23 protein-coding genes are annotated in these 26981 nt (G+C 72.8%); 14 read left to right on the top strand and 9 right to left on the bottom strand.

All coding sequences use genetic code 11. The features are described from left to right. Window positions 1-158 precede the first annotated feature (158 nt). Window positions 159-1442, top strand: a complete 1284-nt coding sequence (locus tag ABZ117_RS17215) for an adenylosuccinate synthase (protein WP_356821530.1) — start codon at window positions 159-161, stop codon at window positions 1440-1442. A gap of 82 nt (window positions 1443-1524) precedes the next feature. Then, window positions 1525-1752, top strand: a complete 228-nt coding sequence (locus tag ABZ117_RS17210; protein ID WP_356821528.1) for a hypothetical protein — start codon at window positions 1525-1527, stop codon at window positions 1750-1752. A gap of 28 nt (window positions 1753-1780) precedes the next feature. Here ABZ117_RS17210 and ABZ117_RS17205 read toward each other — a convergent pair whose 3' ends face one another. The 3 genes from ABZ117_RS17205 to ABZ117_RS17195 all read right to left on the bottom strand — a co-directional run bounded on the left by ABZ117_RS17205 (window position 1781) and on the right by ABZ117_RS17195 (window position 4732). Beyond that, complete coding sequence (locus tag ABZ117_RS17205) at window positions 1781-2431, bottom strand: hypothetical protein (RefSeq protein ID WP_356821526.1); 651 nt, start codon at window positions 2429-2431, stop codon at window positions 1781-1783. A gap of 110 nt (window positions 2432-2541) precedes the next feature. After that, window positions 2542-3237, bottom strand: coding sequence for a GntR family transcriptional regulator (locus tag ABZ117_RS17200; RefSeq protein ID WP_356821525.1), 696 nt, complete (start codon window positions 3235-3237; stop codon window positions 2542-2544). A 139-nt stretch (window positions 3238-3376) separates the two neighbouring features. Further along, window positions 3377-4732, bottom strand: a complete 1356-nt coding sequence (locus ABZ117_RS17195; RefSeq protein WP_356821523.1) for an aspartate aminotransferase family protein — start codon at window positions 4730-4732, stop codon at window positions 3377-3379. 234 nt (window positions 4733-4966) lie between these two features. On the opposite strand from ABZ117_RS17195, the gene ABZ117_RS17190 reads away from it, so the two are divergent. After that, window positions 4967-7006 (top strand): protein kinase, encoded by a 2040-nt coding sequence (locus tag ABZ117_RS17190; protein WP_356821521.1) that lies wholly within the window; start codon window positions 4967-4969, stop codon window positions 7004-7006. A gap of 20 nt (window positions 7007-7026) precedes the next feature. Here ABZ117_RS17190 and ABZ117_RS17185 read toward each other — a convergent pair whose 3' ends face one another. Beyond that, window positions 7027-7776, bottom strand: a complete 750-nt coding sequence (locus tag ABZ117_RS17185) for an SLATT domain-containing protein (RefSeq protein ID WP_356821519.1) — start codon at window positions 7774-7776, stop codon at window positions 7027-7029. A 265-nt stretch (window positions 7777-8041) separates the two neighbouring features. On the opposite strand from ABZ117_RS17185, the gene ABZ117_RS17180 reads away from it, so the two are divergent. The 7 genes from ABZ117_RS17180 (at window position 8042) to ABZ117_RS17150 (ending at window position 14485) form a co-directional block, all read left to right on the top strand. Further along, window positions 8042-8383: a YbaB/EbfC family nucleoid-associated protein gene (locus ABZ117_RS17180; protein ID WP_121791102.1), complete on the top strand. Its 342-nt coding sequence runs from the start codon at window positions 8042-8044 to the stop codon at window positions 8381-8383. Window positions 8384-8456: 73 nt separating this feature from the next. Next, a complete protein-coding gene (gene recR / locus ABZ117_RS17175; protein WP_356821517.1) occupies window positions 8457-9056 on the top strand; it encodes a recombination mediator RecR in 600 nt (199 codons plus the stop codon). Beyond that, on the top strand, window positions 9049-9711 hold the full coding sequence (locus tag ABZ117_RS17170; RefSeq protein ID WP_356821515.1) for a DUF5063 domain-containing protein: 663 nt from the start codon (window positions 9049-9051) through the stop codon (window positions 9709-9711). The genes recR and ABZ117_RS17170 overlap by 8 nt, the downstream gene beginning before the upstream one ends. A 161-nt stretch (window positions 9712-9872) precedes the next feature. Further along, window positions 9873-11144 carry an aspartate kinase gene (locus tag ABZ117_RS17165; protein ID WP_356821513.1) on the top strand — a complete coding sequence of 424 codons (1272 nt, stop codon included), beginning with the start codon at window positions 9873-9875 and terminating at the stop codon, window positions 11142-11144. Continuing rightward, a complete protein-coding gene (locus tag ABZ117_RS17160) occupies window positions 11144-12211 on the top strand; it encodes an aspartate-semialdehyde dehydrogenase (RefSeq protein ID WP_356821511.1) in 1068 nt (355 codons plus the stop codon). The genes ABZ117_RS17165 and ABZ117_RS17160 overlap by 1 nt, the downstream gene beginning before the upstream one ends. 325 nt (window positions 12212-12536) lie before the next feature. Continuing rightward, window positions 12537-13220 carry a SigE family RNA polymerase sigma factor gene (locus ABZ117_RS17155; RefSeq protein ID WP_356821510.1) on the top strand — a complete coding sequence of 228 codons (684 nt, stop codon included), beginning with the start codon at window positions 12537-12539 and terminating at the stop codon, window positions 13218-13220. A gap of 143 nt (window positions 13221-13363) precedes the next feature. Then, window positions 13364-14485, top strand: a complete 1122-nt coding sequence (locus ABZ117_RS17150; RefSeq protein WP_356821508.1) for a hypothetical protein — start codon at window positions 13364-13366, stop codon at window positions 14483-14485. A gap of 151 nt (window positions 14486-14636) precedes the next feature. On the opposite strand, the gene ABZ117_RS17145 is transcribed toward ABZ117_RS17150, so the two are convergent. Continuing rightward, window positions 14637-15425, bottom strand: a complete 789-nt coding sequence (locus tag ABZ117_RS17145) for an SURF1 family protein (protein WP_356821626.1) — start codon at window positions 15423-15425, stop codon at window positions 14637-14639. A gap of 194 nt (window positions 15426-15619) precedes the next feature. On the opposite strand from ABZ117_RS17145, the gene ABZ117_RS17140 reads away from it, so the two are divergent. After that, window positions 15620-17425, top strand: a complete 1806-nt coding sequence (locus ABZ117_RS17140) for a prolyl oligopeptidase family serine peptidase (RefSeq protein WP_356821507.1) — start codon at window positions 15620-15622, stop codon at window positions 17423-17425. A gap of 155 nt (window positions 17426-17580) precedes the next feature. Here the strand turns inward: ABZ117_RS17140 and ABZ117_RS17135 are convergent, their stop codons facing one another. Then, the gene (locus ABZ117_RS17135; protein WP_356821624.1) at window positions 17581-19443 is read right to left on the bottom strand and encodes an NAD-binding protein; all 1863 of its coding nucleotides are present in this window, start codon (window positions 19441-19443) and stop codon (window positions 17581-17583) included. Window positions 19444-19607: 164 nt separating this feature from the next. On the opposite strand from ABZ117_RS17135, the gene ABZ117_RS17130 reads away from it, so the two are divergent. Together ABZ117_RS17130 and ABZ117_RS17125 are read left to right on the top strand one after the other, a co-directional pair. Continuing rightward, complete coding sequence (locus tag ABZ117_RS17130; RefSeq protein WP_356821622.1) at window positions 19608-20621, top strand: permease; 1014 nt, start codon at window positions 19608-19610, stop codon at window positions 20619-20621. Beyond that, complete coding sequence (locus tag ABZ117_RS17125) at window positions 20618-21334, top strand: TIGR03943 family protein (protein WP_356821504.1); 717 nt, start codon at window positions 20618-20620, stop codon at window positions 21332-21334. The genes ABZ117_RS17130 and ABZ117_RS17125 overlap by 4 nt, the downstream gene beginning before the upstream one ends. A gap of 40 nt (window positions 21335-21374) precedes the next feature. On the opposite strand, the gene ABZ117_RS17120 is transcribed toward ABZ117_RS17125, so the two are convergent. After that, complete coding sequence (locus tag ABZ117_RS17120) at window positions 21375-23426, bottom strand: NAD(+) synthase (protein WP_356821502.1); 2052 nt, start codon at window positions 23424-23426, stop codon at window positions 21375-21377. A 13-nt stretch (window positions 23427-23439) separates the two neighbouring features. On the opposite strand from ABZ117_RS17120, the gene ABZ117_RS17115 reads away from it, so the two are divergent. Continuing rightward, window positions 23440-24924 carry a glycosyltransferase gene (locus ABZ117_RS17115; RefSeq protein ID WP_356821500.1) on the top strand — a complete coding sequence of 495 codons (1485 nt, stop codon included), beginning with the start codon at window positions 23440-23442 and terminating at the stop codon, window positions 24922-24924. A 110-nt stretch (window positions 24925-25034) separates the two neighbouring features. Here the strand turns inward: ABZ117_RS17115 and ABZ117_RS17110 are convergent, their stop codons facing one another. Both ABZ117_RS17110 and ABZ117_RS17105 read right to left on the bottom strand, forming a co-directional pair. Continuing rightward, the gene (locus ABZ117_RS17110) at window positions 25035-25901 is read right to left on the bottom strand and encodes a lamin tail domain-containing protein (RefSeq protein ID WP_356821498.1); all 867 of its coding nucleotides are present in this window, start codon (window positions 25899-25901) and stop codon (window positions 25035-25037) included. Window positions 25902-25962: 61 nt separating this feature from the next. Next, window positions 25963-26574 carry a hypothetical protein gene (locus ABZ117_RS17105; RefSeq protein ID WP_356821496.1) on the bottom strand — a complete coding sequence of 204 codons (612 nt, stop codon included), beginning with the start codon at window positions 26572-26574 and terminating at the stop codon, window positions 25963-25965. Window positions 26575-26981 lie beyond the last annotated feature (407 nt).

Genomic DNA, 26981 nt, shown 5'->3' with positions numbered 1-26981 from the left:
CAAGAGCCCCTTGCGCTATTGCGCCAGGGGCTTCGTCTATTCCGGGGCATCCGGTCCGACGGTCGGCGACCAACGGCGGTCGCTGTGGCACGCGGCGGTGAACGTTACGCCCACGCCCCCGACCTTGGACATGCCCCGCCCGGAAGGGGTGTACGCGCGTGCCCGCACTTGTGCTGCTCGGTGCTCAGTGGGGTGACGAAGGCAAGGGAAAGGCGACGGACCTGCTCGGTGGCTCCGTCGACTATGTGGTGCGATACCAGGGTGGCAACAACGCCGGCCACACGGTGGTCGTCGGCGACCAGAAGTACGCATTGCACCTCCTTCCTTCCGGAATCCTGTCGCCCGGCTGTACGCCGGTCATCGGCAACGGTGTCGTCGTCGACCCGTCGGTCCTGCTCTCCGAGCTGAGCGGTCTGAACGAGCGTGGCGTTGACACGTCCAAGCTCCTGATCAGCGGTAACGCGCACATCATCACGCCGTACAACGTGACCGTCGACAAGGTGACGGAACGCTTCCTCGGCAAGCGCAAGATCGGTACCACCGGCCGCGGTATCGGCCCGACCTACGCCGACAAGATCAACCGCGTGGGCATCCGGGTCCAGGACCTGTACGACGAGTCGATCCTCACCCAGAAGGTGGAGGCGGCTCTCGACGTCAAGAACCAGATCCTCACCAAGCTCTACAACCGGCGGGCCATCGCCGTCGGCCAGGCCGTCGAGGAGCTGCTGACGTACGCGGAGAAGCTCGCGCCGTACGTCGCCGACACGGTCCTGGTGCTGAACCAGGCGCTGGAGGACGACAAGGTCGTCCTGTTCGAGGGCGGCCAGGGCACCCTCCTGGACATCGACCACGGCACGTACCCCTTCGTCACCTCCTCCAACCCGACCGCGGGCGGCGCCTGCACCGGCGCCGGTGTGGGCCCGACGAAGATCAGCCGCGTGATCGGCATCCTCAAGGCCTACACGACCCGTGTCGGCGCCGGTCCGTTCCCCACGGAGCTGTTCGACGCGGACGGCGAGGCGCTGCGCCGCATCGGCGGCGAGCGGGGCGTCACCACCGGCCGTGACCGCCGCTGCGGCTGGTTCGACGCGGTCATCGCCCGTTACGCGACCCGCGTCAACGGCCTGACCGACTTCTTCCTCACCAAGCTGGACGTCCTGACCGGCTGGGAGCAGATCCCGGTCTGCGTGGCGTACGAGATCGACGGCAAGCGCGTCGAGGAACTCCCGTACTCCCAGACCGACTTCCACCACGCGAAGCCGGTCTACGAGACCCTGCCGGGCTGGTCCGAGGACATCACCGGGGCGAAGTCCTTCTCCGACCTGCCCAAGAACGCCCAGAACTACGTCAAGGCCCTGGAGGAGATGTCCGGCGCCCCGATCTCCGCGATCGGCGTGGGTCCGGGCCGCGACGAGACGATCGAGATCAACTCGTTCCTCTAGTCCCCTCGCGGCGGCGCCCGCCGTCGTGCCCCCGGGCACGACGGCGGGCGCCGCTGTGTGGTCGACGGTGCACAATCGAGGTATGGGCGTCCACCGGAACGCGCGATGCCGGGGCCCGTACGGCGGTGAAGGCCACCAGGCCGGCGGCACGGACTGCTCCGACCCCGCCGTCTTCGAGATCACCCGTCACAACCGGCCGCCCCTGCGGGTGTGCCCGGTGCACCTCGGTCCTTCGCTGCTGATGGCGAGCGGGGTGCTGTGGCCCCCGGTGATCCACCTCATCGGCCGCGTACCCGGCCTGCGGCCGTGACGGTCCGCCGCGGCGGTGGTGGCGTGCCTCAGCTGAACACGATCATCGAGCCCTGGGCCAGGGAGCGGGTCGCCGCCGCGTGCAGACCCAGCCAGACGTGGCGCTCGCGGGCGAAGGGACTGGGGTCGTAGGCGGCGGGGACGGCCGGTTCCTCCAGTTCCGTCGGGCCGGCCGGCGGGGTGGGCGGCGCCGGGGGGTTCGCCGGGTCGATGCCGATGACCGGCGCGACGTGCTGGAGTTCGCGCAGCAGGGTCTGGGAGCTGCCCAGCGGGCCGCCGCCCGCGAGGAGTTCCTCGTTGGACAGCGGGTGCGGGAAGTCGACGGGGACGTACGCGCCCGCGTGGTCGTAGTGCCAGACCAGGTGCGACTGCTGCGCGGTCGCCTCGAACATCTCCAGCAACTGCTCGTAGTCCCCGCCCAGTTCGTCCACCGGTGTCACCGGCAGGCCGCAGACCTGGAGCAGATGGGCGCGGCGCAGGAAGTGCAGGGCGTCGTAGTCGAAACCGGCGACCGGGGCGACGTCACCGGACAGACCCGGCATGTACTGGTACACCGGCACCGGCGGCAGCCCGGCATCGGCCAACGCCTTGTTGTACTGCGCGAGTTCCTCGGCGAAGGGGTTGTCCGGGGTGTGGCACAACACGTCCACGAGCGGTACCAGCCACAGGTCACAGGCCAAAAGAGGCTCCTCGCATCGGCAGGCGCGGGGTCACGCACGACAGCAGGTGGTCAGGGCAGGGTAGTGCGTCCGGTCCCGGGGCGGTTCCCCGCAGGGGCCGTACCGGTCACCTACCCGTTGGTCAGGCGTTCCAGCAGTGCCAGCGCGTGGGCGTTGGAGGCGGCCACGATCGCGCGGGCGGCCTGGGCCTCGCGGCGGGCCAGGGCGTCGACCAGCTCGGTGTGCCCGGCCCAGAGCCGGCCGCGCAGGTCGGGCAGGCGGAGCAGGTGCTGCACCGCGCAGACCCAGGACTGCACCCGCAGGCGGTGCAGGAAGTCACCGAGGTAGGCGTTGCCGAACAGGGCGCTCAGCTCGCGCCAGAACCGCAGGTCGTAGCCGACCAGGACCGTGAGGTCCCCGGCCGCCGCGGCGCGCTGGGCCTCCTCGCCGCGGCGGCGCACGGTGGCCAGGGCGGCGGCCGTGCGCGGGTCGTCCGGCGGGGTGCGGAAGGCGGGATGGTCCGCGACGAGGGCCTGGAACATGCCGTCGGTGACCAGGCTGCGGGCCTCGATCATGTGCCGGTGGTCGGCGAGCGAGTACTCGGGCACGCGGAAACCGCGGTGCTGGTCGGCCTCCAGGATGCCCTGCGCGGACAGGTCGACCAGCGCCTCGCGGACGGGGGTGGCGGAGACGCCGTACTGGTCGGCGATCTCCTTGACGGTGAACGCCCGGCCCGGGCGCAGCCGCCCCGCCAGCACCTCGTCCCGGAGCGCGTCCGCGATCTGCTGGCGCAGGGTGCTGCGCGTCACGGCGCCGGTACCGGGCATGGTCCGTGCCTCTCCTCACACGTCCGGGGTGACGTACTCGTACACAGGCGCGATCAACGCGCGTATGTATCACTTGCGAGCACGTCACCTTACGCGTTCGGACCGGCCCGGCGGCAGCCTCGGTTCCGGCGCCGCGGCATCACACCGTGTACTCGTCGGCCACGCTCAGCGCGGCGTCGAGCGCGGCCAGGCCCTCCTTCAGCTCGGCCTCGGTCACGGTGCAGGGCGGCACGACGTGCGTGCGGTTCATGTTCACGAACGGCCACAGACCGTGCCGCTTGGCGGCGGCCGCGAACGCGGCCATCGGGGCGTTCGCCTCGCCGGCCGCGTTGTACGGCACCAGCGGCTCGCGGGTCTCCCGGTCCCGCACCAGCTCCAGCGCCCAGAACATGCCGACGCCGCGCACCTCGCCGACGCTCGGGTGCCGGTCCGCCAGCGCGGCGAGGGCCGGGCCGACGACCGTCTCGCCGAGGTGCCGGGCGTTGTCGACAACGCCCTCCCGCGCCATCACGCCGATCGTGGCGACGGCGGCGGCACAGGCCAGCGGGTGACCGGAGTAGGTGAGGCCGCCGGGGTAGGGGCGCTTGCCGAAGGTGTCGGCGATCCGCGGCGAGATGGCCACACCGCCGAGCGGGACGTAACCGGAGTTCACCCCCTTGGCGAAGGTCATCAGGTCGGGTACGACACCGGCCAGGTCGGCCCCGAACCACTCGCCGGTCCGGCCGAACCCGGACATGACCTCGTCCAGGACGAAGACGATCCCGTACGTGTCGCACAGCTCGCGGACGCCGGCCAGGTAGCCGGGCGGCGGCACCATGATCCCGGCGGTGCCGGGGACGCTCTCCAGGACGATCGCGGCGATGGAGGCGGGCCCCTCGAAGGCGATCGTCGTCTCCAGGTGCTCCAGCGCCCGCGCGCACTCCTGCTCCTCGGTCTGAGCGTAGAAGCGGGAGCGGTAGAGGAACGGCGCCCAGAAGTGGACGACGCCGGCGCTGCCGCTGTCGGAGGCCCAGCGGCGCGGGTCACCGGTGAGGTTGACGGCCTGCTGGGTGCCGCCGTGGTACGAGCGGTAGGCGGAGAGCACCTTCGGGCGGCCCGTGTGCAGCCGGGCCATGCGCACCGCGTGCTCGACGGCGTCCGCGCCGCCGTTGGTGAAGAAGATCTTGTCCAGATCGCCGGGGGTCCGTTCGGCGATCAGCCGGGCCGCCTCCGAGCGGGCCTCGACGGCGAACGCGGGCGCGAAGGTCGTCATCCTCGCGGCCTGCTCCTGGATCGCCGCGACGACCTCGGGGTGCTGGTAGCCGATGTTGGTGAAGACGAGTCCGCTGGTGAAGTCCAGGTAGCGCGTGCCGTCGTAGTCCCAGAAGTACGACCCCTCGGCGCCGGCGACGGCGAGCGGGTCGATGAGGTCCTGGGCGGACCAGGAGTGGAAGACGTGCGCGCGGTCCGCGGCCTTCACTGCGGCGCCGGCGTCGGGGCGGGGCTGAGGGGTCATGCGGCCGAGGGTAGATGTCCGCGATGCGGAAGGGGTATCGGCGTCCTGTTCCATGGACAAGGGCAATTCGCGACAGGTTGTCGACAGGCCGTCGGCGCACCGGGCCGGGGGCGGGGCCGCGGACGGCCCGGGCGAGCCTGTTACGCAACCGTAGACAGCGGCCCCCACCCGCCGCCGTGCCCCCCGCACTATTCTCGGTCCGTTGCGACCTATGGGGGGAAGGGCGGCACGGGGATGGAGAAGCTGGGACCGGGGGACCCCCAGGGGATCGGGTCCTACCGGCTGCTGGCGCGGCTCGGCGCGGGCGGCATGGGGCACGTGTATCTGGCGCGGTCGGAACGGGGACGTACCGTCGCGGTGAAACTCGTCCGCGCGGAACTGGCCGAGCAGGAGGAGTTCCGGGCGCGGTTCCGGCAGGAGGTGCGGGCCGCGCGGCGGGTCGGCGGGTACTGGACCGCGGCCGTGCTGGACGCGGACACCGAGGCGCCCGTGCCGTGGGTCGCGACCGGGTACGTGGCCGGGCCGAGCCTCCAGCAGGTCGTCGGGCACGACCACGGGGCGCTGCCCGAGCGGTCGGTGCGGATCCTGGCGGCGGGGCTCGCGCACGCGCTGAAGGACATCCACGCGGCGGGGATCGTGCACCGGGACCTGAAGCCGTCGAACGTGCTCGTGACCATCGACGGGCCACGCGTGATCGACTTCGGTATCGCGCGGGCCCTGGAGACGGCCACCGCCGCGGGGGAGGGGCTCACCCGGACCGGGTCGCTCGTCGGATCACCCGGGTTCATGGCGCCCGAGCAGGTGCGCGGGGACCGGATCACGCCGGCGTGCGACGTGTTCTGCCTCGGCTCCGTGCTGGCCTACGCGGCGACCGGGACGCTGCCCTTCGGGAGCGCCGACAGCGGGGTGCACGCGCTGATGTTCCGGATCGCCCAGGAGGAGCCGGACCTGACGGGGGTGCCGGAGGGGATCGCCGACCTGGTCCGGGACTGCCTGCGCAAGGAACCGGGGGCCCGGCCCTCGCTCGACGCGATCCTGGAGCGGACCGGGGCGCAGGACACGGTGGCCGACGGACGGGCCCGGGACCCCTGGCTGCCCGGTTCGCTGGTCGCGCAGCTGGGCCGGCACGCCGTGCGGCTGCTGGAGGTGGAGAGCCCGGAAGGCGGCCCGGCACGGTCGTCGTCCGGCACGGGTGCGGGTGCCGTGGCAACGGAGGCGCCGGCGGACGGCTTCCCGCTCGCACCGCCCCTGCGCCCGGCGGGCGCGTCCGGCGCCGGGGCGTCCGACGGGAGTGCCGGTGGGAGCCGGGCGCCCTCCGTGGGTGCCGGTGCGTCGCCCGAGCACGCCGCCGTGTCCGACGGCGCGCCGGCTCCGCCCGGCGGGCCGGTGCCCGGCGGGGGCGCCGGACATCTGCCCACCGCCGTCCCCGCCCCGGCGCCGCCGCCCGGCACGCCGCCGGCGCCGCCCGGGTTCGGAGCCGCACCCGGCGCGTACGGGCCCGCGCACCCCCAGCAGCACGCACAGCAGTACCCGCAGCAGCATCCGCAACAGCATCCCGGACCCGCCGCCTACGGGTATCCGCGGCAGCCCGGCGCCGGGGCCTGGGGCGGGGCGCCGCAGCCGTACAACCCGTACGCCGACGGGCTCGGCCACACCCCGCCGAACGGGCCGACGACCGTCGGGGTGCCGGGGGAGACGGAGCGGCGCAACGGGCGGTCCACCGCCCTGCTCGTCGTGGTCGCCCTGGTCGTCGCGCTGGGCGCGGGCGGCACGGTGTACGCGCTGATGAAGAACGGCAGCGGCGTCGACGACAAGGGCGGCGGCAAGGTCAGTCCCGTCCCCACCCTCACCTCCGCGCCCCCGGCCACCTCCGGGACGCCCACAACGGCCACCTCGGCACCGTCCGCGTCCGCGGCGGGCGCGGTCCCGGACGCCTACCTGGGTTCCTGGCGGACCACCATCGACAACGCCGACGGCTCCCACACCCGCGAACTCACCCTCCGGCAGGGCGGGGTGGGCGACACCGTGCTGACGCTGGTCGCGGACGGGCCCACCGAGGGCGGTGGAACGTACCACTGCGTCTTCGAGGGCACGCTCACCGCCGAGCCCGGTACCGGCGGGCCGCTGGAGATCGGGCCCTCCACCGTCACCAGCGGCGCGCCCGCCTCCTCCTGCTCACCCGGCGAGGCCACCGAGGTCACCCTGCTGCCGGACGGCCGCCTGAAGCGGTCGAAGGCGAACGGAGGGGAGAGCCTGACGTACCGCAAGGAGTGACGGGGGTTCGACGACACGACCTAGCGCGGCTCGGGCGGGCGCTGTCTGGGCATGTTGGGCCGGCTCCCGTTCGCCGGCGGCAGGGGGAAGCGGCTGCCGGGCCCCCCGGTCTCCTGCCGCGGCACCGACGTCACCGCCGTCTGGATCCCCAGCGGCACCGAACCCGTCCGGAACTCCACCATCCAGTCGGTCGTCTCCGTGCGCATCAGCTCGGTGACGTCCTCGGAGAACCGCCGCAGCACCGACAGGCACCGCTCGGCCGCCTCGCTCGCCGTACCCTCCGCCGGACCCAGCACCTCCCGCACGCACTCCGACGCCCAGTCGAACTGGAGCGCCTGGAGCCGCCGCTGCACCGCCTGCGCGGTCGCCACGTCCCTCATCCAGCCGGAGGTGACCCCGAAGAACCGGTCGGCGCCGGCGCAGGACGCCGCGAACAGCAGGGCCAGACAGCCCCAGGGGGCGATCCCGCCCGCCACCCCGGTGAGGTCCAGCAGGGGCAGCGCCGCCCCCACCACGGTTCCGGCCGCCGTGCCCGCCCGCAGCACCCGCGCCCCCAGCCGCTTGCGGACCCGGTCCCGCAGATACCACGCGGCCGTCTCCAGCGCCCGGCCCTCCACCCACCGGTACAGCTCGTCCAGCCGTTCGGCGGGTTCCGCCCAGTCGCCGAGCGGGAAGGCCCGCCCGGCCAGGTCGCCCGGCCGCAGCCCGGCCGCGCCCTCGCCCCGCCCGTCCTGAGGCGGACCCTCGGGCTGCATCTCCGGCTGACCCACCCGGCACTCCCTACTGATCACGACCGGTCACATCGCGTGACATGCCCTGCCGACACGCGGCCCCCTTCCTACCGCCCAATGGGTGGCGGGGAGGGACCTTCCCCGGCTTTTCCGCCCGGAAGTGCCTCTTGATCAGGTGGAGGACCCCCGTAGTTCTCACTCGAAAGAGTGGCGGGGCGATGGCCGCGTGGACCACGTAGGCTCAGTGACGACGGAGAAAGTAGACGTCGAGAAGGACGTCGGAGAAGACGGCGAGGAGCTGATCGTGATCCCCGGTGGCCAGCCCAACATGCAGCAGTTGCTCCAGCAGGCCCAGAAGATGCAGCAGGACCTCCAGCAGGCGCAGGAGGAACTGGCGAACACGGAGGTCGACGGGCAGGCCGGTGGCGGTCTGGTGCGGGCCACCGTGACCGGTTCCGGGGAGCTGCGCGCGCTGCGGATCGACCCGAAGGCGGTGGACCCGGAGGACACCGAGACCCTCGCCGACCTGGTCGTGGCGGCCGTGCAGGCGGCCAACGAGAACGCGCAGTCGCTCCAGCAGCAGAAGCTCGGCCCGCTGGCGCAGGGGCTGGGCGGCGGCAGCGGCATCCCCGGTCTGCCGTTCTGACCCCGCCGCCTTCCACGCGAAGGCGGGTGCCGACTACCGTACGTACCGCAAGGTCTCCAGGAAAGGCAGTCCGTTGTACGAAGGCGTGGTCCAGGACCTCATCGACGAACTGGGGCGGCTGCCCGGCGTCGGTCCCAAGAGCGCGCAGCGGATCGCCTTCCACATCCTCCAGGCCGAGCCGGCCGACGTGAAACGGCTCGCGCAGACGCTCCTGGAGGTGAAGGCGAAGGTCCGCTTCTGCGCGACGTGCGGCAACGTGGCGCAGGAGGAGCTGTGCAACATCTGCCGTGACGCGCGCCGCGACCGCACCGTCATCTGTGTGGTGGAGGAGCCGAAGGACGTCGTGGCGATCGAGCGCACCCGCGAGTTCCGGGGCCGCTACCACGTGCTCGGGGGCGCGATCAGCCCGATCGAGGGTGTCGGTCCCGACGACCTGCGTATCCGGGAACTTCTCGCGCGGTTGGCCGACGGGACGGTCACGGAGCTGATCCTGGCCACGGACCCCAATCTGGAGGGCGAGGCCACGGCGACGTATCTTGCCCGCATGATCAAGCCCATGGGCCTGAAGGTCACCCGCCTGGCCAGCGGCCTCCCGGTGGGTGGCGACCTGGAATACGCGGACGAGGTGACCCTCGGCCGCGCCTTCGAGGGGAGACGACTCCTAGATGTCTGACGCCACACTGCACGCCTCTGCACGGAACCCGGACGACTTCGTGGTCCAGATCGCGGACCAGGTCGAGAGTTTCCTGGTGGCCGTCACGGAGGTGGCGAAGGGCGACGAGCCCGGCTCGACGGTGCCCTTCCTCCTCCTCGAGGTCTCCCAGATCCTGCTGGCCGGCGGCCGGCTGGGCGCCCACGAGGACATCGTCCCCGACGACCGCTACGAGCCCGACCCGGGCCCCGAACCGGACGTGGACGGCATCCGCGAGAACTTCGCCCGCCTCCTGGACCCCGTCGACGTCTACTCCGAGGTCTTCGACCCGTACGAGCCCCGCAAGGCGCCGGTGCCCGGCCGGATCTCCGACGACCTCGCCGACATCATCGCCGACCTGCGGCACGGGATGGTCCACTACCGCGCGGGCCGCACCACCGAGGCCCTGTGGTGGTGGCAGTTCTCGTACTTCTCCAACTGGGGACCGACGGCCTCCGCGGTGCTGCGCGCCCTCCAGTCCGTCCTGATCCACGTCCGCCTGAACCAGCCCCTGGAGGAGCTGGACGGCCTCGACACCGACCAGGCGGCCATCGGCGACGAGACCCTGGAGTTCGAGGCGGGCCGGGTGATGGCCCAGGAGATCGGCGACCCGCTGGGCATCCGGCCGGCGACGTAACCGTCCGGCGCGGTTGTGAGCCAGGGCACGTTCCGAGTGCCGGGCGGCACGCCGGGCAGGTTGTAGCGGGCGTCCGGCGTCTCACCATGCGGGAGATCGGTGGTGGGATACGGACGCTCGTTAAACTGAGCCGACACAAACGAACCGAGCGAGGAGCGCACGTGGGCCTTGTCGTGCAGAAGTACGGAGGCTCCTCCGTAGCCGATGCCGAGGGCATCAAGCGCGTCGCCAAGCGGATCGTGGAAGCGAAGAAGAACGGCAACCAGGTTGTCGTCGTCGTTTCCGCGATGGGCGACACGACGGACGAGCTGATCGATCTCGCCGAGCAGGTGTCCCCGATGCCTGCCGGCCGGGAGTTCGACATGCTGCTGACCGCCGGAGAGCGGATCTCCATGGCCCTGCTGGCGATGGCGATCAAAAACCTGGGCCACGAGGCGCAGTCCTTCACCGGCAGCCAGGCAGGCGTCATCACCGACTCGGTCCACAACAAAGCCCGGATCATCGACGTCACCCCGGGCCGGATCCGCACCGCGCTGGACGAGGGCAACATCGCGATCGTCGCCGGCTTCCAGGGCGTGAGCCAGGACAAGAAGGACATCACCACGCTCGGCCGCGGCGGGTCCGACACGACGGCCGTGGCGCTCGCCGCCGCGCTCGACGCCGAGGTCTGCGAGATCTACACCGACGTCGACGGCGTGTTCACCGCCGACCCGCGCGTGGTGAAGAAGGCGAAGAAGATCGACTGGATCTCCTTCGAGGACATGCTGGAGCTCGCGGCCTCCGGCTCCAAGGTGCTGCTCCACCGCTGTGTGGAGTACGCCCGCCGCTACAACATCCCGATCCACGTCCGGTCCAGCTTCAGCGGACTCCAGGGCACGTGGGTCAGCAGTGAGCCGATTGGGGACAAGCAGGTGGAGCAGGCCATCATCTCCGGTGTCGCGCACGACACCTCCGAGGCCAAGATCACGGTCGTCGGTGTGCCGGACAAGCCGGGTGAGGCCGCCGCCATCTTCCGGACCATCGCCGACGCCGCCATCAACCTCGACATGGTCGTGCAGAACGTGTCCGCCGCCTCCACGGGCCTGACGGACATCTCCTTCACGCTGCCCAAGACCGAGGGCCGCAAGGCCATCGACGCCCTGGAGCGCAACCGCGCCGGCATCGGCTTCGACTCGCTGCGCTACGACGACCAGATCGGCAAGATCTCCCTGGTCGGCGCCGGCATGAAGACCAACCCGGGCGTCACCGCCGCCTTCTTCGAGGCACTGAGCAACGCCGGCGTGAACATCGAGCTGATCTCGACCTCCGAGATCCGCATCTCGGTCGTCACCCGCGCCGACGACGTGGCGGAGGCCGTCCGCGCCGTGCACACCGCCTTCGGGCTCGACTCCGACACCGACGAGGCCGTCGTCTACGGAGGCACGGGCCGCTGATGGCGCCGACCGGCAGGCCGACGCTCGCGGTCGTGGGGGCGACCGGGGTCATCGGCACGGTCATGCTCCAGATCCTGTCCCAACGGGCGGACATCTGGGGTGAGATCCGGCTGATCGCCTCTCCGCGCTCGGCCGGCCGCAAACTGGCCGTGCGCGGGGCGGAGACCGAGGTGGTGGCCCTGTCGGAGGACGCCTTCGACGGCGTCGACATCGCGCTGTTCGACGTCCCCGACGAGGTCGCCGCCGTGTGGGCACCGGTCGCCGCCGAGCGCGGTGCGGTCGTCGTCGACAACTCCGGCGCCTTCCGGATGGACCCGCACGTGCCCCTGGTCGTGCCCGAGGTCAACCCGCACACCGTGCGGTCCCGCCCGCGCGGGATCGTCGCCAACCCCGGCTGCACGACCCTGACGATGATCGTCGCCCTGGGCGCGCTGCACGCCGAGTTCGGGCTGCGCGAGCTGGTGGTGTCGTCGTACCAGGCGGTGAGCGGGGCCGGGCGGGCCGGGGTGGAGACGCTCCGGGCCCAGCTGTCCCTGGTGGCCGGCACCGAACTGGGCACCAAGCCCGGGGACGTACGGCGGGCCGTCGGGGACGGTACCGGGCCGTTCCCGGAGCCGGTCGCGCTCAACGTCGTCCCGTGGGCCGGATCGCTGCGGGAGGACGGCTGGTCCTCGGAGGAGATGAAGATCCGCGACGAGTCCCGCAAGGTCCTCGGGCTGCCGCGGCTGCCGGTCGCCGTGACCTGTGTGCGGGTACCGGTGATCACCACGCATTCGCTGACCGTCCACGCCCGCTTCCAGCGCGAGGTCGGCGTCGACGGCGCCCGCGAGATCCTCGCCACCGCGCCCGGCGTCGTGCTCTGCGACGACCCGGAGGCCGGCGAGTTCCCCACCCCCGCCGACGTGGTGGGCACGGATCCGACCTGGGTCGGCCGGGTACGGCGGGCCCTGGACGACCCGGCCGCGCTCGAACTCTTCGTGTGCGGTGACAACCTGCGCAAGGGCGCCGCGCTGAACGCGGTGCAGATCGCGGAGTTGATCGCGGTGGAGCCGCCCGGCCCCCGTTAGCCCCGCTGCGTAGGATCTGTGTGCGAAGGGTGACCGGGAGCATGGTCTTAACCACTTGAACCGGTCCCGCCTCCGGCAGAGGATTTGCCTCCCCGCTCTCCGCAACCGTACGGAGGGCGGGGAGCGTCTTTGCGGTCACCCTTGCGGGACCTGGGGGCGTGATGATCCTGGCGTGGGGACGCCGTGGTCAGGGCGTGGGGGCGCCCGTTCAAATGGGACATAAGGGAAGAGCGGGACGCATGACGGCACTTGAGGCACCGCCGGTTGTCGCACATGTGACGCCCGGCACGTACAACCTCCGAGGGGGGGAACGTGTCCAACCGGCGTGGCAGAGGTACTCGAACTCAGTGTGGCCCGCACCGGCACGGCCCTGCGGCCGCCCCGTGCGGCGCTCAGGACCCGCACGCCCGGCGGCATGCCGGTGATCGCGCCCATGCCCGCAGCGCGGCCGGCCCGCATACCCAGTCAGCGTGACGCCGCCGAGGAGACCGGGACCGCCCCGGCGACCGTGGCCGCCGGCACGACCGTCGATCACCTCACCGAGACCTACCGGGCGCACTACCGCTCCCTGCTCGGTCTCGCCGCCCTCCTCCTCGACGACACCGCCTCCTGCGAGGACGTCGTCCAGGAGGCCTTCATCCGCGTCCACTCCGCGCGCAAACGAGTCCGCGACCCCGAGAAGACCCTGGCCTACCTGCGCCAGACGGTCGTCAACCTCTCCCGGTCCACGCTGCGCCGGCGCATCCTCGGCCTGAAGCTGCTCTCCAAGCCCATGCCCGACATGGCGAGCGCGGAAGAGGGCGCCTACGACCGGCTGGAGCGCCGCGACCTCATCAAGGCGATGAAGGGTCTCCAGCGTCGCCAGCGCGAGGTGCTCGTACTGCGCTACTTCGCGGACATGACCGAGGCTCAGACCGCCGAAACCCTCGGCATATCCCTGGGCTCGGTCAAGGCCTACGGCTCGCGGGGCATCGCCGCGCTGCGGGTGGCCATGGAGGCATCGGCATGAACGACCACGCCGAAGAGCGCGAACCGCATGACGGTCACTCCCACGAACGTCACTCCCATGAACGTCACGAGCCCTACGCCTGGCACGAGCCGACACAACGGCACGGGCAAGAGCACACGCCAACGCACGCTGGGAACGCAACTGTGAACCACGGCCCCGACGACAAGGGCCCCCAGGGGTCCGGCCCCCGTCCCGACGGGTCCGACAAGCTCGCCGACGGACTCGACGGACTCGACGGACCGGACACGCCGGAGTCCGACGAACTGGCCCTGCGCCGGCTGCTGCACTCGGCGGTCGACGGCATCGAACCGAGCACCGGCACCCTGGACCACCTGCGCCGGGCCGTGCCCGCGCGGCGTGCCCGCAAGCGGCAGGCCGTGGTCGGCGCGGCCGCGGCGGCCCTCTTCATCGGCACCGCGATCCCCGCCCTCGTCCACGTCTCGTACGCCGGCGGCTCCGACCCCAACACCGCCATGGCCGGCCAGTCCTCCCAGGCCCAGGGCGGCACCGGCCAGAGCAAGGACAAGGGCGGCGACAAGGGCGGCAAGAAGGACGCCGACGGCGCGGCGGCCAAGCCCGGCAGGACGCCCGGCAACCACGGCGAGAAGAACAAGGGCGGCCACACCGGCGGCGGTTCGACCGGCGGCGGCGTCAACCCCCCGGCCACCGCCGCCCCGGGCGTCGCGCTGTGCACGGCGGCCCAGCTGGGCTCCGCCACCGGCACCGCCGACGCGCCCGACACCACGGGGATCGTCTACGGCGTCTTCCGCGTCACCAACGTCTCCGGCACCGCCTGCACCCTCGGCGGCCCGGGCACCGTCACCCCCATGGCACAGGGCGCCGCCGACCCGGCCAAGATCATCTCTGCCCGGCATGTGGCCGGGGACGCGGCGGCGGCCCTGCCCGACCCGTCCCAGGAGGTCTCCGGGCTGATCCTCCAGCCCGGCGCGGCGTACGAGGAGAAGTTCGCCTTCGTGCCCTCGGAGACCTGCCCGACCACCGGCGGCGACAGCACCGGCGGCACCGAGACGGGCGAGCCCACGCCGGATCCGACACCGACCCAGGAAACCGACGCCGCGGGCGGGACGACCGACCCCGGCGCCTCGGTGGGCACCACTCCCCAGCTCGTCAGGGAGGACGGCACGGCCGACGGCAGCATCCTGCTGACCCACACGGCGGCCCCGGGCTCCCCGACGGCCACGGCGATGGTGTCCGGGGCGTGCGCCGGGACGGTCTACTACACCGGGGTACTGCCGGGGGCGTGACGCGCGGCGGGCGGGACGGGAGCCCACGGCGGCACCCCGCCCACGGGCGGCGGGTGTTCCCGCTCCCGCCCGGCACCGGCACCCGCTCGGGCACCCGCGTCGGCACCCGCTCGGGCACCCGCACGGGCACCGGCACCCGCACCGGCGCCGGTCAGCCGCCGGCCACCGGCGTCGGGTGCTCCTGCGTCACCAGGCCCAGCTCGGCGTCCCGCTGGGCCTCCACCTCGCGCCGCAGCAACCGGAACCACATGAACACCACGAACCCGGCGAAGACGAACCACTCCCCGGTGTAACCGAGGTTCTGGAACGCCTTCAGATCCAGTCCCGTACCGTCCGGCGCGGTCGCGGGCACCGCCTTCATCCCCGCGTCACCGCGGTCCAGTGTGATCCAGGCGTCGTACAGCCGGTACGGCACCAGGTTCACCAGCGCCGCCGAGCTGATCACTCCCGTCTGCCCCGCCGGCAGGCCGCCCTGCGCACCGACCCCGCTGCTCCCGGGGGTCTCGGACGCCTGCAACGCACCGGTGACGGTGACCTCGCCCCGGGGCGGCGCGGGCACCTTCGCGGGGTCCGCCGTACCCGGCAGCCACCCCCGCACCACGGGCAACGCCTTGCCGGAGCCGGTCCGCAGCAGGGTGAGGACGTAGAAGCCGCTCCTGCCGTCCAGCTCCCGCCCCGGCACCAGCAGCTGCTTCCCGTACCGCCCGCTCGCGCTGGCCCGCCGTCCCGCCGTGCTCTTGTCGACGGGCAGCATCGTGGCCAGCGGACGCGCGGCCTCGTTCCGGCCGGACGCCACCCGCTCGGTCACCGCCCGGCCGTCCTGCACCCGGTCCTCGAACCGGCTCAGCTGCCACGACCCCATGAAGACGCAGAACGGGATGGCGAGCAGCACGAAGACGTTGATGCCCCACCAGCGGGGTGTCAGCAGAAACCGGTACACGCCCTCCACGGTACGGCGCGCGCCCCGGTGGTTCGGCCGCGGGTCGGCCATGTCCGCCTCCGGGACGTTCCGGCCCCCGCCGGCGGGGTGCTTCAGGGGGCGGGGCGCCTGCGCCGGGAAGTTATCCACAGGCTGGGCACACCCGTCGCCCACAGATCCGCGCGGCCAGGCAGTATGGGCGCATGACTGGGGCGATGAGTGAGAGCAGGACGCCGGACACGACGGACATGCCGGACTGGGAGAAGCGGTTCCGGGCACCGCGTGTGTCGCTGCCCGACTGGGCGGAGGACGCGCCGGACCGCTCCCTGTTCGTGTCGAACGCGACGGGTACGTACGAGCTGTACGCGTGGGACCGCGCGACGGGCGGGCAGCGGCAGGCGACGGACCGGCCGAACGGCACGACGGACGGCGTCCTGTCGCCGGACGGCGCGTGGATCTGGTGGTTCGACGACAAGGACGGCGACGAGTTCGGGATCTGGCGCCGCCAGCCCTTCGCGGGCGGCCCGGACGAGCCCGCCGTCCCCGGCCTCGGCCCGTCCTACCCGGCCGGCCTGGCCCTGTCCCGGGACGGCCGCACGGCGGTCGTCGGCCGCTCCACGGACGAGGACGGTACGACGGTCCACCTGGCCCGCGAGGGCGGGGAACCGGTGGAGATCTACCGGCACCGCGAGTCGGCGGGCGTCGGCGACCTCTCCCGCGACGGCTCCCTGATCGCCGTCGAGCACACCGAGCACGGCGACGCCATGCACGCGGCGCTGCGCGTCCTGCGCTTGGACGGCACGACGGTCGCCGAGCTGGACGACACCCGTGGCGGCACCGAGGAACTGGGCCTGGAGGTGCTGGGCTTCGCCCCGGTCGACGGCGACACCCGGCTGCTCGTCGGGCACCAGCGCCGGGGCCGCTGGGAGCCACTGGTCTGGGACGTGGCGACGGGCGAGGAGACGGACCTGGCCCTGGACCTGCCCGGCGACGTCAGCGCCGAGTGGTATCCGGACGGCTCGGGCCTGCTCGTCGCCCACGGCTTCGAGGCCCGCAGCGAACTGTTCCGGTACGACCTGGCGTCCCGCGCGCTGACCCGCGTCCCCACCCCGCCCGGCACGGTCTCCGGCGCGACGGCCCGTCCCGACGGCAGCGTGGAGTACCTGTGGTCGTCGGCCGCCGAGCCGCCGGTGGTGCGGTCCACGGCCGGCGGGGTCGTGCTGGATCCGCCGGGCATGGCGTGCCCGGCATCGGTCGCGGTGGAGGACGTGTGGGTGGAGGGCCCGGGCGGCCGCATCCACGCCCTGATCCAGAAGCCGGCCGGCGCCACCGGCCCGCTGCCCACGGTCTTCGATCTGCACGGCGGCCCGACCTGGCACGACAGCGACTCCTTCGCGGCGGGCCCCGCCGCCTGGGTCGACCACGGCTACGCGGTCGTCCGCGTCAACTACCGCGGCTCCACCGGCTACGGCCGCGCCTGGACCGACGCCCTCAAGCACCGGGTCGGCCTGATCGAGCTGGAGGACGTGGCCGCGGTGCGCGAGTGGGCGGTCTCCTCCGGCCTCGCCGATCCCGCCCGTCTCGTCCTCACCGGCGCCTCGTGGGGCGGCTACCTCACCCTGCTCGGCCTCGGCACCCAGCCCGACGCGTGGGCGGTGGGCATCGCGGTGGTGCCGGTCGCGGACTACGTCACCGCCTACCACGACGAGATGGAGGCACTGAAGGCCATGGACCGCACCCTGCTGGGCGGCACCCCGGAGGAGGTCCCGGACCGCTTCGAGGCGTCCTCCCCGCTGACCTACGTCGACCGGGTCAAGGCCCCGGTCCACATCTCGGCGGGCGTCAACGACCCGCGCTGCCCGATCCGCCAGATCGACAACTACGTCAAGAGGCTGGAGAGCCGGGGCGCGACCCACGAGGTGTACCGGTACGACGCGGGACACGGCTCCCTGGTGGTGGAGGAGCGGATCAAGCAGGTGAGGCTGGAACTGGACTTCGCCCGGCGGCACCTGACGCCGTAACGGCACCAGTCGGCGGGGCCGGGCCGGCTGGGACCGGGCCCGTGCGGGTGGGTGACCCGGATGATCGAGGTCTGGGGAGCCGGGAGCCGGGAGCCGGGAGCCGGGGACGGCCGGGCGGAAGAACGCCGTAGCGCGGCCGCCCGGCCCCCCGCGGCTCACCGCAGTTCCGCGAGGCCCCGGCGGGTGGCGGCGACCACCACCCGGTCCCCCTTCTCCAGCACGTGCCCGGCCGGCGTGCCGGTCCGCCCGAGCAGCGCCAGCACCCGCCAGGACCCGGCCTGGAACGCCTCCCGCACGGACCGCCCCTCCAGCTGGGGGTGCCCGTCCACCTCGACGGCGGCGAACAGCAGCACCCTGCGCTCCACGGCGACGGCCCCGAGCACCTGCCGCCCGAGCATCGCCCCGGCGAACGCGGGGGCGGCCAGGTGGGTGACGCTCCGGCTCCGGGTCAGCGCCTCGGGGTAGGCGGCCCGGAGGGTGCGGTACACGGCGGTGGCGAAGTCGTCGTCGTACAGCCGCAGGACGACGCGCAGATCGGGCCGTACGGTCCGCGCGTACAGCACCGCTTCGAGGTTGGTGGTGTCGGCGCTGGTCACCGCGAGCAGCGTCTGCGCCCGGTGGATCTTGGCAGCTTCCAGAACGCCTTCCTGGGTGACGTCGCCGAGCACCACCGGTACCCGCAGCCGGCGCGCGGTGGCGAGCCCCCGGGCCTCCGGGTCGGCCTCGACGCACACCACGGGGACGTTCAGTTCCCGCAGCCGGGTCAGCACCCGGGTGCCGATCTTGCCGAGGCCCAGCAGCACCACGTGCCCGCCGAGACCCCGGGGCGGCTTGCGCAGCGTGGAGGCGGTCCGGAAGGTGCCGAACGCCTCCAGCGCGGCGGCCAGCAGCACCGGCAGGAGCAGCAGCCCGACGAACGCGGAGAGGAGCTGGAGGAGTTGCCGGCCCAGAGGCGCGCGCAGGGCGGGCTCGTCGATGGCCAAGAGGTCGAGGAGGGTGACGTAGAAGGCCCGCAGCGGATGGAGCCCGGTCACCACCCACAGGGCGACGGCGAGCGCGACGACGCATCCCACCAGGCCGGCCACGGACCAGCGCAGCCGGCGGGAGAACAGCGAGGCGAGCGGCGGCACGCCGGTCACGCCGCGGGCGGGCGCGGCGGGTTCCGGACCGCCGGTGGCGGACACCTGTTCCAGTACCACCGCCGGCCGGCCGGCGGCCTGCCGGACCTCCTCGTCGTCGGGCAGCAGCCGGGGCTGCTGTTCCCCGCCGCCGTACGGTCCGTCGCTACCGGCCCGGTCGCCGCCCGACAGCAGGGCCAGGGTGCACAGCCCGGAGTCGGCGTCCGGTCCTTCCGCGGACAACGGCCGTTCCACGGCCCGCAGCAGCAGCCCCTCGGCCTGGACGACCTTGCTGGTGCCGGCGACGGCGGTGGCGGCCAGCGCGGGCGCGGCGGTGTCGGCGTCGGACAGTACGGTCGTGGAGGCCTCCAGGCCGCCGTTCCGGCCACCCGCGCCCGCCCCGGCGTCCCCACCGTCCGCGCCGGCGGCCAACGCGGCGGCCTGGTCGAGGAGTTCCTCGACGTGCTGGCCCAACCGCCGGTTGTAGAGCCGCAGGACGAGCCGCAGCCGGGGGTTGAGCCGGCGGGCGATCAGCGCGGCACGGATGTTGGTCTCGTCGTCGTCGTACACCAGGGCCAGCGCGGTGGCGCGGGCCACCCCGGCCTCCGCGAGCACCGCCTCCGTCAGCTCGAAGGCCTCCAGCACGCCGTCACCGTCCGGGCGGTGTCCGGCGGCGGGTCCGGCGGGCTGTCCCGCCCCGCCGGTCCGCCCGACGGAGCCCACCGCGGCGTTGACCATACGGTCGAACAGGGCCGCGGAGGCGGACCGGGCCCGTCCGACGACCGGGAGCCGGACGGTGCGTTCGTTCGGCGGCACGACGAGGGTGACCTGCTCGCCGTAGACCCCGCGCAACTCGGCGGCCAGCCGGTGCGCGAGCCCGTCGTCACCGCACACCACCATGTGTGCCGCCGGGGCACCCGGCCCGCCTTGGTACGGAACGCTCGCCACAAGGGGAAAGAGTGCCCCAAGGAGTCGAGTGGTTCCAGCAATGCGCTGAACAACCGTGCGGGGATCCGCGTACCGAGGGGGAGGGAGAGCAGCAGCCGGAGGGAACACCCGTGGCCATCACCGAAGACGCCCCGCCCGGCGCGGACGTCCACCGTCCCGGGCCCCCGCCGGAGCACGAGGGCCGGCGGCTCAGTTCCCCGCTGCTGCTGACGCTGGTCCTGCTCGGTGCCGTCCTCGCCCAGTCCCCGATCCGGGGTCTGCTCGGCACACCGCTGATGCAGAGCTGGATGACGGTGTTCGTGGCCGTGACCGTCCAGGCGCTGCCGTTCCTGGTCCTCGGCGTGCTGCTGTCGGCGGCGATCGCGGTGTTCGTCCCCGCGTCCTTCTTCGCGCGCGCCCTGCCCCGCCGCCCCGCCCTGGCGATACCCGTGGCGGGGCTCGCGGGCGCGGTACTGCCGGGCTGCGAGTGCGCGTCGGTGCCGGTGGCGGGTGCCCTCGTCCGCCGGGGCGTGACCCCCGCCGCCGCGCTCGCCTTCCTCCTGTCCGCGCCCGCGATCAACCCGGTCGTGCTGACCGCCACCGCCATCGCCTTCCCCGGGCACCCGGAGATGGTCCTGGCCCGGTTCGCGGCGAGCCTGCTGGTGGCCTGCGCGATGGGCTGGCTGTGGCAGCGGCTCGGCCGCGCGGACTGGCTGCGCCCGCCGGCCCACGGCGCACACGAGGGCGCCACCCGGGGCGAGGCGTTCTGGGACGCGGTGCGGCACGACGTCATGCACGCCGGCGGCTTCCTGGTGCTCGGCGCGACGGCCGCGGCCACGCTGAAGGCGGCCGTGCCGGCGACCTGGCTGCGCGAGGCCGCCGGCAACCCCCTGGTCTCGGTGCTGGCCCTGGCCGTGCTGGCCGTGCTGCTGTCCATCTGCTCGGAGGCGGACGCGTTCGTCGCGGCGTCCCTCACCCAGTTCTCCCCGACGGCCAAGCTGGTGTTCCTGGTGGTGGGCCCGATGATCGACCTCAAGCTGTTCGCGATGCAGGCCGGCACCTTCGGCCGTACCTTCGCCCTGCGGTTCGCGCCCGCCACCTTCGCGCTGGCCGTCACCGGCGCCGTACTGACCGGGACGGTGCTGCTGTGAACCGCCAGGCCCAGGCGGCCGTCCTGTTCCTGCTCGGCGCGGCCCTGCTGCACGCGGGCGCCACCGACCTGTATCTGCGCTACGTCAAGGCGGGCCTGCGCCCGCTGCTGCTGGCCTCGGGCGCGGTGCTGATCGCGGTGGCACTGGCGACGGCCTGGTACGAACGCCGCCGCCACCGGCGGACCCGGGCCGACGCGCACGCGCACCCCGAACCCCGCGTCGCCTGGCTGCTCCTGCTCCCGCTCCTCGCCCTGATCCTCATCGCCCCGCCGGCCCTCGGCTCCTACAGCGCCCTGCGCTCCGGCACGGCCCTGCAGAAGCCGTACGCCTACGGCCCGCTGCCCGCCGGCACTCCGGTGCCGCTGTCCGTGGTGGACTACGCCTCCCGCGCGGCCTACGGTCACGGCCGCTCGCTGCACGGGCGCGCGGTCCGTGTCACCGGGTTCCTCGCGCTGGACGGCGCGGGGCGGCCCTATCTGGTCCGCATGGCCCTCAACTGCTGCGCCGCGGACGCCCAGCCGGTCAAGATCGCCCTCACCGGCGCGCTGCCGCCGGTCCTGCGCCCGGACGCCTGGCTGGAGGTGACGGGTACGTACACCCCGCGCCTGGCCCGCGACCCCGTCAACGACGGCCCGGTCCCGTACCTGCGCGTCACCGCGGCACGGCCGGTCCCGGCACCGCACGACCCGTACGACGAGACCTGGAACACCTGAGCCGCCCCCGCCGGCCGCGCCGTTCCAGGTGCCCCTGCGCCTACCGGCCGGCCCCGGCGCCGTCGAAGTCGAAACGGTCCAGATCCCGCAGCCACGCCTCGGCGTTGCCGTCGGAGGGTGCCCGCCAGTCGCCGCGCGGGGAGAGGGAACCGCCCGCCGAGACCTTCGGCCCGTTCGGCATGGCCGAGCGCTTGAACTGCGAGAACGCGAAGAAGCGGCGGCAGAACACCTCCAGCCAGCGCCTGATCTCCGCCAGGTCGTACGCCACCCGCTTGGCCTCGGGGAAACCGGGCGGCCAGGCGCCGGACTCCGGGTCGTGCCAGGCGTGCCAGGCCAGGAAGGCGATCTTCGAGGGCCGCAGGCCGTAGCGCAGCACCTGGAAGAGGGTGAAGTCGTGCAGCGCGTACGGTCCGATCCTGGACTCGGTCGACTGCATCTCCTCGCCCGGCACCAGTTCCGGGCTGATCTCCGTGTCCAGGATCGCGGCCAGGACCGCGCCGGTCTCCTCGTCGAACTGGCCACTGCCGATCACCCAGCGGATCAGGTGCTGGATGAAGGTCTTGGGCACGCCGGAGTTGACGTTGTAGTGGCTCATCTGGTCGCCGACGCCGTACGTGGACCAGCCGAGCGCCAGCTCGGAGAGGTCACCGGTGCCCAGCACGATGCCGCCGCGCTGGTTGGCCAGCCGGAACAGGTAGTCCGTGCGCAGCCCCGCCTGCACGTTCTCGAAGGTCACGTCGTACTGCGGCTCGCCGGAGGCGAAGGGGTGGCCGATCTCCTGGAGCATCAGCCGCGCGGTCGGCGTGATGTCCAGCTCGGCCGCGGTGACGCCGAGCGCCCGCATCAGCGTGTGGGCGTTGTCCTTGGTGTGGTCGCTGGTCGCGAAGCCGGGCAGGGTGAAGGCCAGGATGTCGCTGCGCGGCCGGCCCGCGCGGTCCATCGCCCGGGCGGCCACGATCAGCGCGTGCGTGGAGTCGAGACCGCCCGACACCCCGATGACGACCTTGGGGCCGCCGATCGCCGCCAGCCGCTGCTGGAGTCCGGCGACCTGGATGTTGTAGGCCTCGTAGCAGTCCAGGGCGAGCCGCTCGGGGTCGGACGGCACGAACGGGAACCGCTCGACGCGCCGCCGCAGCCCGAGGTCGGTGACCGGCGGCTCCAGCCGGAACTCGACCGTCCGGAAGTCACCGGTCCGTGCCCCGTGGGTCCGGCGGTTGTCGTCGAAGGTGCCCATCCGCTGCCGCTCCTGGCGCAGCAGGTCGAGGTCCACGTCGGCCACCGCGTACTGCTCGTCGAGCGGGAACCGGTCGGTCTCGGCCAGCAGCACCCCGTTCTCGAAGATCATGGTCTGTCCGTCCCAGGACAGGTCGGTGGTGGACTCGCCCAGTCCGGCCGCGGCGTACACGTAGGCGGCGAGGCAGCGGGAGGACGCCGAGCGGCACAGCAGCTTGCGGTCCTCGGCCCGCCCGACGGTGATGGGGCTGCCGGACAGGTTGAGCAGCACGGTCGCACCGGCGAGCGCGGCCTCCGCGCTCGGCGGCACCGGCACCCACATGTCCTCGCAGATCTCGGTGTGCAGCACGAGTCCGGGCACGTCCTCGGCGGCGAACAGCAGGTCCACCCCGAACGGCACGGACGCGCCCCCGACGCGGATCGTCCCGCCCCGCTCGTCATGCCCGTCGGCGAGCTGCCGGCGCTCGTAGAACTCCCGGTAGGTCGGCGGGTACGACTTCGGCACGACACCGAGGATCCGCCCGCGGTGCACGAGCACCGCGCAGTTGTAGATCCGGTTGCGGTGCCGCAGCGGGGCGCCGACCACCAGCACCGGCAGCAGCTCCGCCGACCCGGCCACGACCGCCGCGAGCCCCTCCTCGACCTGGTCCAGCAGCGCGTCCTGGAGCAGCAGGTCCTCGATCGAGTACCCGCACAGGCCCAGCTCCGGGAAGACGGCGACGGCGACGCCCTCGTCCGCGCACCGGCGCGCCTGACGCAGCACCGCCTCGGCGTTGGCCCGCGGGTCGGCGATGACGGTGTGGCCCGTACACGCGGCGACACGCGCGAAGCCGTGCTGATAGATCGACCAGAAGTTCAACGGGACATCCCTCGTGACTGAACGGACCGCACCGGCGCAGCGCTACTCCAACACGGAAAGCCTAGATCCCGCCCCGCCGCCGCCCCACTCCGGATCACCGTCCGGGCTGCCCACCGCTCAGGGCGCCGCGGCGCGTGAGCGCCTCGACCGGCTGCACGTGTCGATCCTGATGCCGGTCTACAACGAGGACCCCGGCTACCTGAAGCTCGGCCTGGAGTCCTTCCTCCAGCAGACCCGCCGGCCCGACAGCGTCCATGTCGTCGACGACGGCTCGACCACCACCGACTACGCGGACGTCCGCGACTGGTGGCTGCGGGCCGCTCCGCAGGCCGGCGTGGGCACGAGCTGGCAGCGTGTCCCCAACGGCGGCAAGCGCCACGCCCAGGCGCACGGCGTCGGTGCCAGCCCGGAAGCCGACGTGTACATCACGGTGGACTCCGACTCCTACCTCGACCCGCACGCGGTCGAGGAGATCCTCAAACCGCTCTCGAAGCGGCGCGTCCAGTCGGTCGCGGGCATCGTCATCGCGACGAACAACCAGGGGCCCAGCCGCCCCGTCCGCGCGCCGCTGCCGGAGAACCCCACGCGCCAGGAGGTCCGCCGGGAAAGGCGGGGGCACCGCAAGGCCGTGCTGCACTGGCGCAGCAGCCAGCTGTTGGCCCGGACCACGGACCTGTGGTTCGTGACCTCGCAGATGGTGGACCGCTCCGGTCAGTCCGCGGTGGGCGCCGTCATGGTCAACTCCGGGCCCCTGGCGGCCTACCGCGCCGACGTCGTCCGCGACAACCTCGGCTCCTACCTGAACGAGACCTTCATGGGGCGCGGTGTCGCGTTCAGCGACGACAGCATGCTGACGCTGTACGCCCAGGAGCGCGGTCTGACGGTCCAGCAGTCCACGGCCATCGTGTTCACGGCCATGCCGGAACGCTGGAACCACTTCGGCCGCATGTACCTGCGGTGGATGCGCGGTTCGACGATCCGCTCCATCTGGCGCATGCGCTACCTGTCGATGGCCCGGCCCGCCTTCTGGCTGCACGCCATCCGCTGGACCCAGATGGTCCTCACCCAGCTGATCACGGTCTGGCTGCTCGTGGTCGAGCCGGTCGCCTACAACAACATGCCCCCGCTGAGCATGCTGTGGATCCCCTTCCTGCTCGGCTGGGCGCAGGGCCTGCGCTACCTCGGCATCATCCGCTCCGACGAGCGCATCCGCTCCCGGCTCCTGACCTGGCTGATGATGCCGCTGGCGATCGTCATGGCCTGGACGTGGTTCCGCTGGCTGCGCTGGTACGGCATCCTGACCTGCGCCAGGACCGGCTGGGGCACCCGGCAGGACGGCGCCGAAGTCTCCCTCGGCGCCGGCATGTCCCGCTCTTCCGCCCCGGCGGCGCCGCCTGTCCCTGTGCCCGAGCCGGTGTACTTCACGGCGGACCCCTGGGACGAGAGCCCGGCCGCCGTACAGCCGTACTGGCCCCCGGCGGTCACCCCGGCTCCGTGAACCGCCGCCCCCGGCCGGGAACTCCCGCCGGGGGCGGCGCACTTCCGCGGCGCCCCGGCCCCGGCCGTCACCGCCACGGGCCGGGGCGCCCGACCGCGTACGACCGCTCCCTACGGCGTACCGGACTTGTTGAACCCCTTGTCGAGGTAGGGGCTCTGGTCCACGACGAAGCCGTCGTCCGCGACCAGACGGGCGATGCCGCCCTGGTCCCGCCAGACCTCGGTGGAGGAGCCGAACGAGAACCCGCCGTACTCCTGGTGGGTCTCGTCGGTGTAGACCCGGTAGCGCTGGCCGGGCTGGAGCACCGTCCCCGGGGGGAAGGGGAAGGCGTACCCGGTGGGCTTGGACTGCACGGTCCAGCCGGTGAGGTCCTGCGGCGCGCCGCCCTTGTTGTGGATCTCGACGTACTCGTCGGCCTGGGCCGGTCCGGAGCCCTGGTAGCGCAGGCCGGAGATGACCACGTCGGGCTCGTCGAGCGTGAACGCGCAAACGACCTGGGCGAAGTTGATGCCGTCCTCGGGGCTGCGGAACTGCCGGACGATCTGCCCGCCCCGCTTGAACCCGCTCAGGACCGCCCGGTACTGCTTGCCGTCGATCGTGACCGGCTGCGGGTGCACGAAGGTCTGGAGGTCGACCAGATCGTCGTCCGCGGGGCTGGAGTTGGTCGTGTTGGGGGTCTCGTTGTGATGGAAGCTGAAGTTCAGGTCGGTCGTGCTGCCGTCCTCGAACATGACGTTGACGGTCAGCCGGACGTCGAACACGCTCGGGGTGACGTTCGTGGGGACGTTGCGGTGCACGAACGTGCCGATGACGAACTCCGTGCCGTCGAGCTGGACGTCCGCGGCCGCCCCGCGGAACTGGTAGCCGCTCTGGGAGTTGTTGCTGCCCCACCTGATGTCCGCGGTGCCCAGGCCGTCGAGCGGTGAGACGGCCGGGTCGGTGGAGGGGAAGACGCCGGAGGTGACGACGGTGGTCATGGTGTCTGTTTCCTGCTCTCTCGGTCCTCGATCTTCGTCCTGGATCCCGGGTGCTCGGTCCTCAGTCCTCGTCCTCGATGACCTCGGCCTTGAGCTTGGCCGGCGGCGCGGTGCCGATCTGGGCGACACCGTCGGTGCGGCGGCCGGGCGTGGCGCCGTCGGCGGCCTCGAGTCCGCAGGTGTAGACGAGGCAGTCCTTGTCCTCGCCGGTCGTGTTCAGGTGCACGTGGTACGTGAAGGTCAGCGTGCGTCCGTCCTGGCTGACCTCGGCCCGCACGGGGGGCAGGTCGCCTGCCGTGGACTGGTCCATGCGCTTGTACTGGGCGCCCACCACGCCGTTCCAGCGGAACCCGGTGGGCGCGGTGAAGACGTGCTCGCGTTCGCCGGCGTCGACCGTCTCGCTCCAGTTCGGCGTGCGCACACAGACGTTGACGGTGGTGCCGAGACCCCCGGGGGCGTCCTCGACGCCGCCCTCCTGCCAGACGACCAGGTCCAGCTTCTGCGCGCGGCCCTGCTCGTATCCCCAGTCGTAGCCGTTCGCGTACTGGTCCGTCTCGCCCCGCGCACCGTCACGCGACGGGTCGGCGTAGGGCCTGCCGGCGAGAGCGTCGGCGCGGCCCTGCTCCTCTCCCCGCTTATAGGCTTCCTTCTTGGCCTGCACGTCGGTGGTCATCTCCGCGTTCCTCCTGGGGCTGTGATCGAAGCGTGCGACGAAACGAGACGTCCGGCGCGCGGACCCCGGCCCGCGGGCGGCGTCCCGCCGCACCGCACAGCGCGTCGGCCACCGCATGCGGGACGCCATGGGGGAGCGGCGCCCGGAAGACACGAGGCAGGACGCCGCCCGGGGCTTCGGGCGGGGCGTTCGCGCAGGCATCACGGCACGTACCGGGCCGTCTCCGGGGCAATCGTTAGCCCGGGTCCGCGGGCGGTATACCGCCGTTCCGCCGTTCGAGAGTGCCGGATCGATTCTGCGTCACTTGTCCGGGTGGACCTGAGGCACAGGGGAGTGCGGCGGTGCGAAGCGCGACGGCCCCCGAGCCGCGCCGATGGCGCCGGCGACCCCTGGTGTCCGCCCCCCTG

The organism is Streptomyces sp. NPDC006309, from assembly GCF_040613095.1.
Taxonomy (GTDB): Bacteria; Actinomycetota; Actinomycetes; order Streptomycetales; family Streptomycetaceae; genus Streptomyces.
The sequence above is the reverse complement of the archived record's forward strand: the minus strand, read 5'-3'. Positions and strand labels throughout refer to the sequence as shown.

Bases quoted from the DNA above. Each gene is read 5' to 3' on its own strand.
- ABZ117_RS17210 (WP_356821528.1), top strand. From the start codon at position 1,525: ATGGGCGTCCACCGGAACGCGCGATGCCGGGGCCCGTACGGCGGTGAA.
- ABZ117_RS17200 (WP_356821525.1), bottom strand. From the start codon at position 3,237: ATGCCCGGTACCGGCGCCGTGACGCGCAGCACCCTGCGCCAGCAGATC.
- ABZ117_RS17195 (WP_356821523.1), bottom strand. From the start codon at position 4,732: ATGACCCCTCAGCCCCGCCCCGACGCCGGCGCCGCAGTGAAGGCCGCG.
- ABZ117_RS17190 (WP_356821521.1), top strand. From the start codon at position 4,967: ATGGAGAAGCTGGGACCGGGGGACCCCCAGGGGATCGGGTCCTACCGG.
- ABZ117_RS17170 (WP_356821515.1), top strand. From the start codon at position 9,049: ATGTCTGACGCCACACTGCACGCCTCTGCACGGAACCCGGACGACTTC.
- ABZ117_RS17160 (WP_356821511.1), top strand. From the start codon at position 11,144: ATGGCGCCGACCGGCAGGCCGACGCTCGCGGTCGTGGGGGCGACCGGG.
- ABZ117_RS17140 (WP_356821507.1), top strand. From the start codon at position 15,620: ATGAGTGAGAGCAGGACGCCGGACACGACGGACATGCCGGACTGGGAG.
- ABZ117_RS17135 (WP_356821624.1), bottom strand. From the start codon at position 19,443: ATGGTGGTGTGCGGTGACGACGGGCTCGCGCACCGGCTGGCCGCCGAG.
- ABZ117_RS17110 (WP_356821498.1), bottom strand. From the start codon at position 25,901: ATGACCACCGTCGTCACCTCCGGCGTCTTCCCCTCCACCGACCCGGCC.
- ABZ117_RS17105 (WP_356821496.1), bottom strand. From the start codon at position 26,574: ATGACCACCGACGTGCAGGCCAAGAAGGAAGCCTATAAGCGGGGAGAG.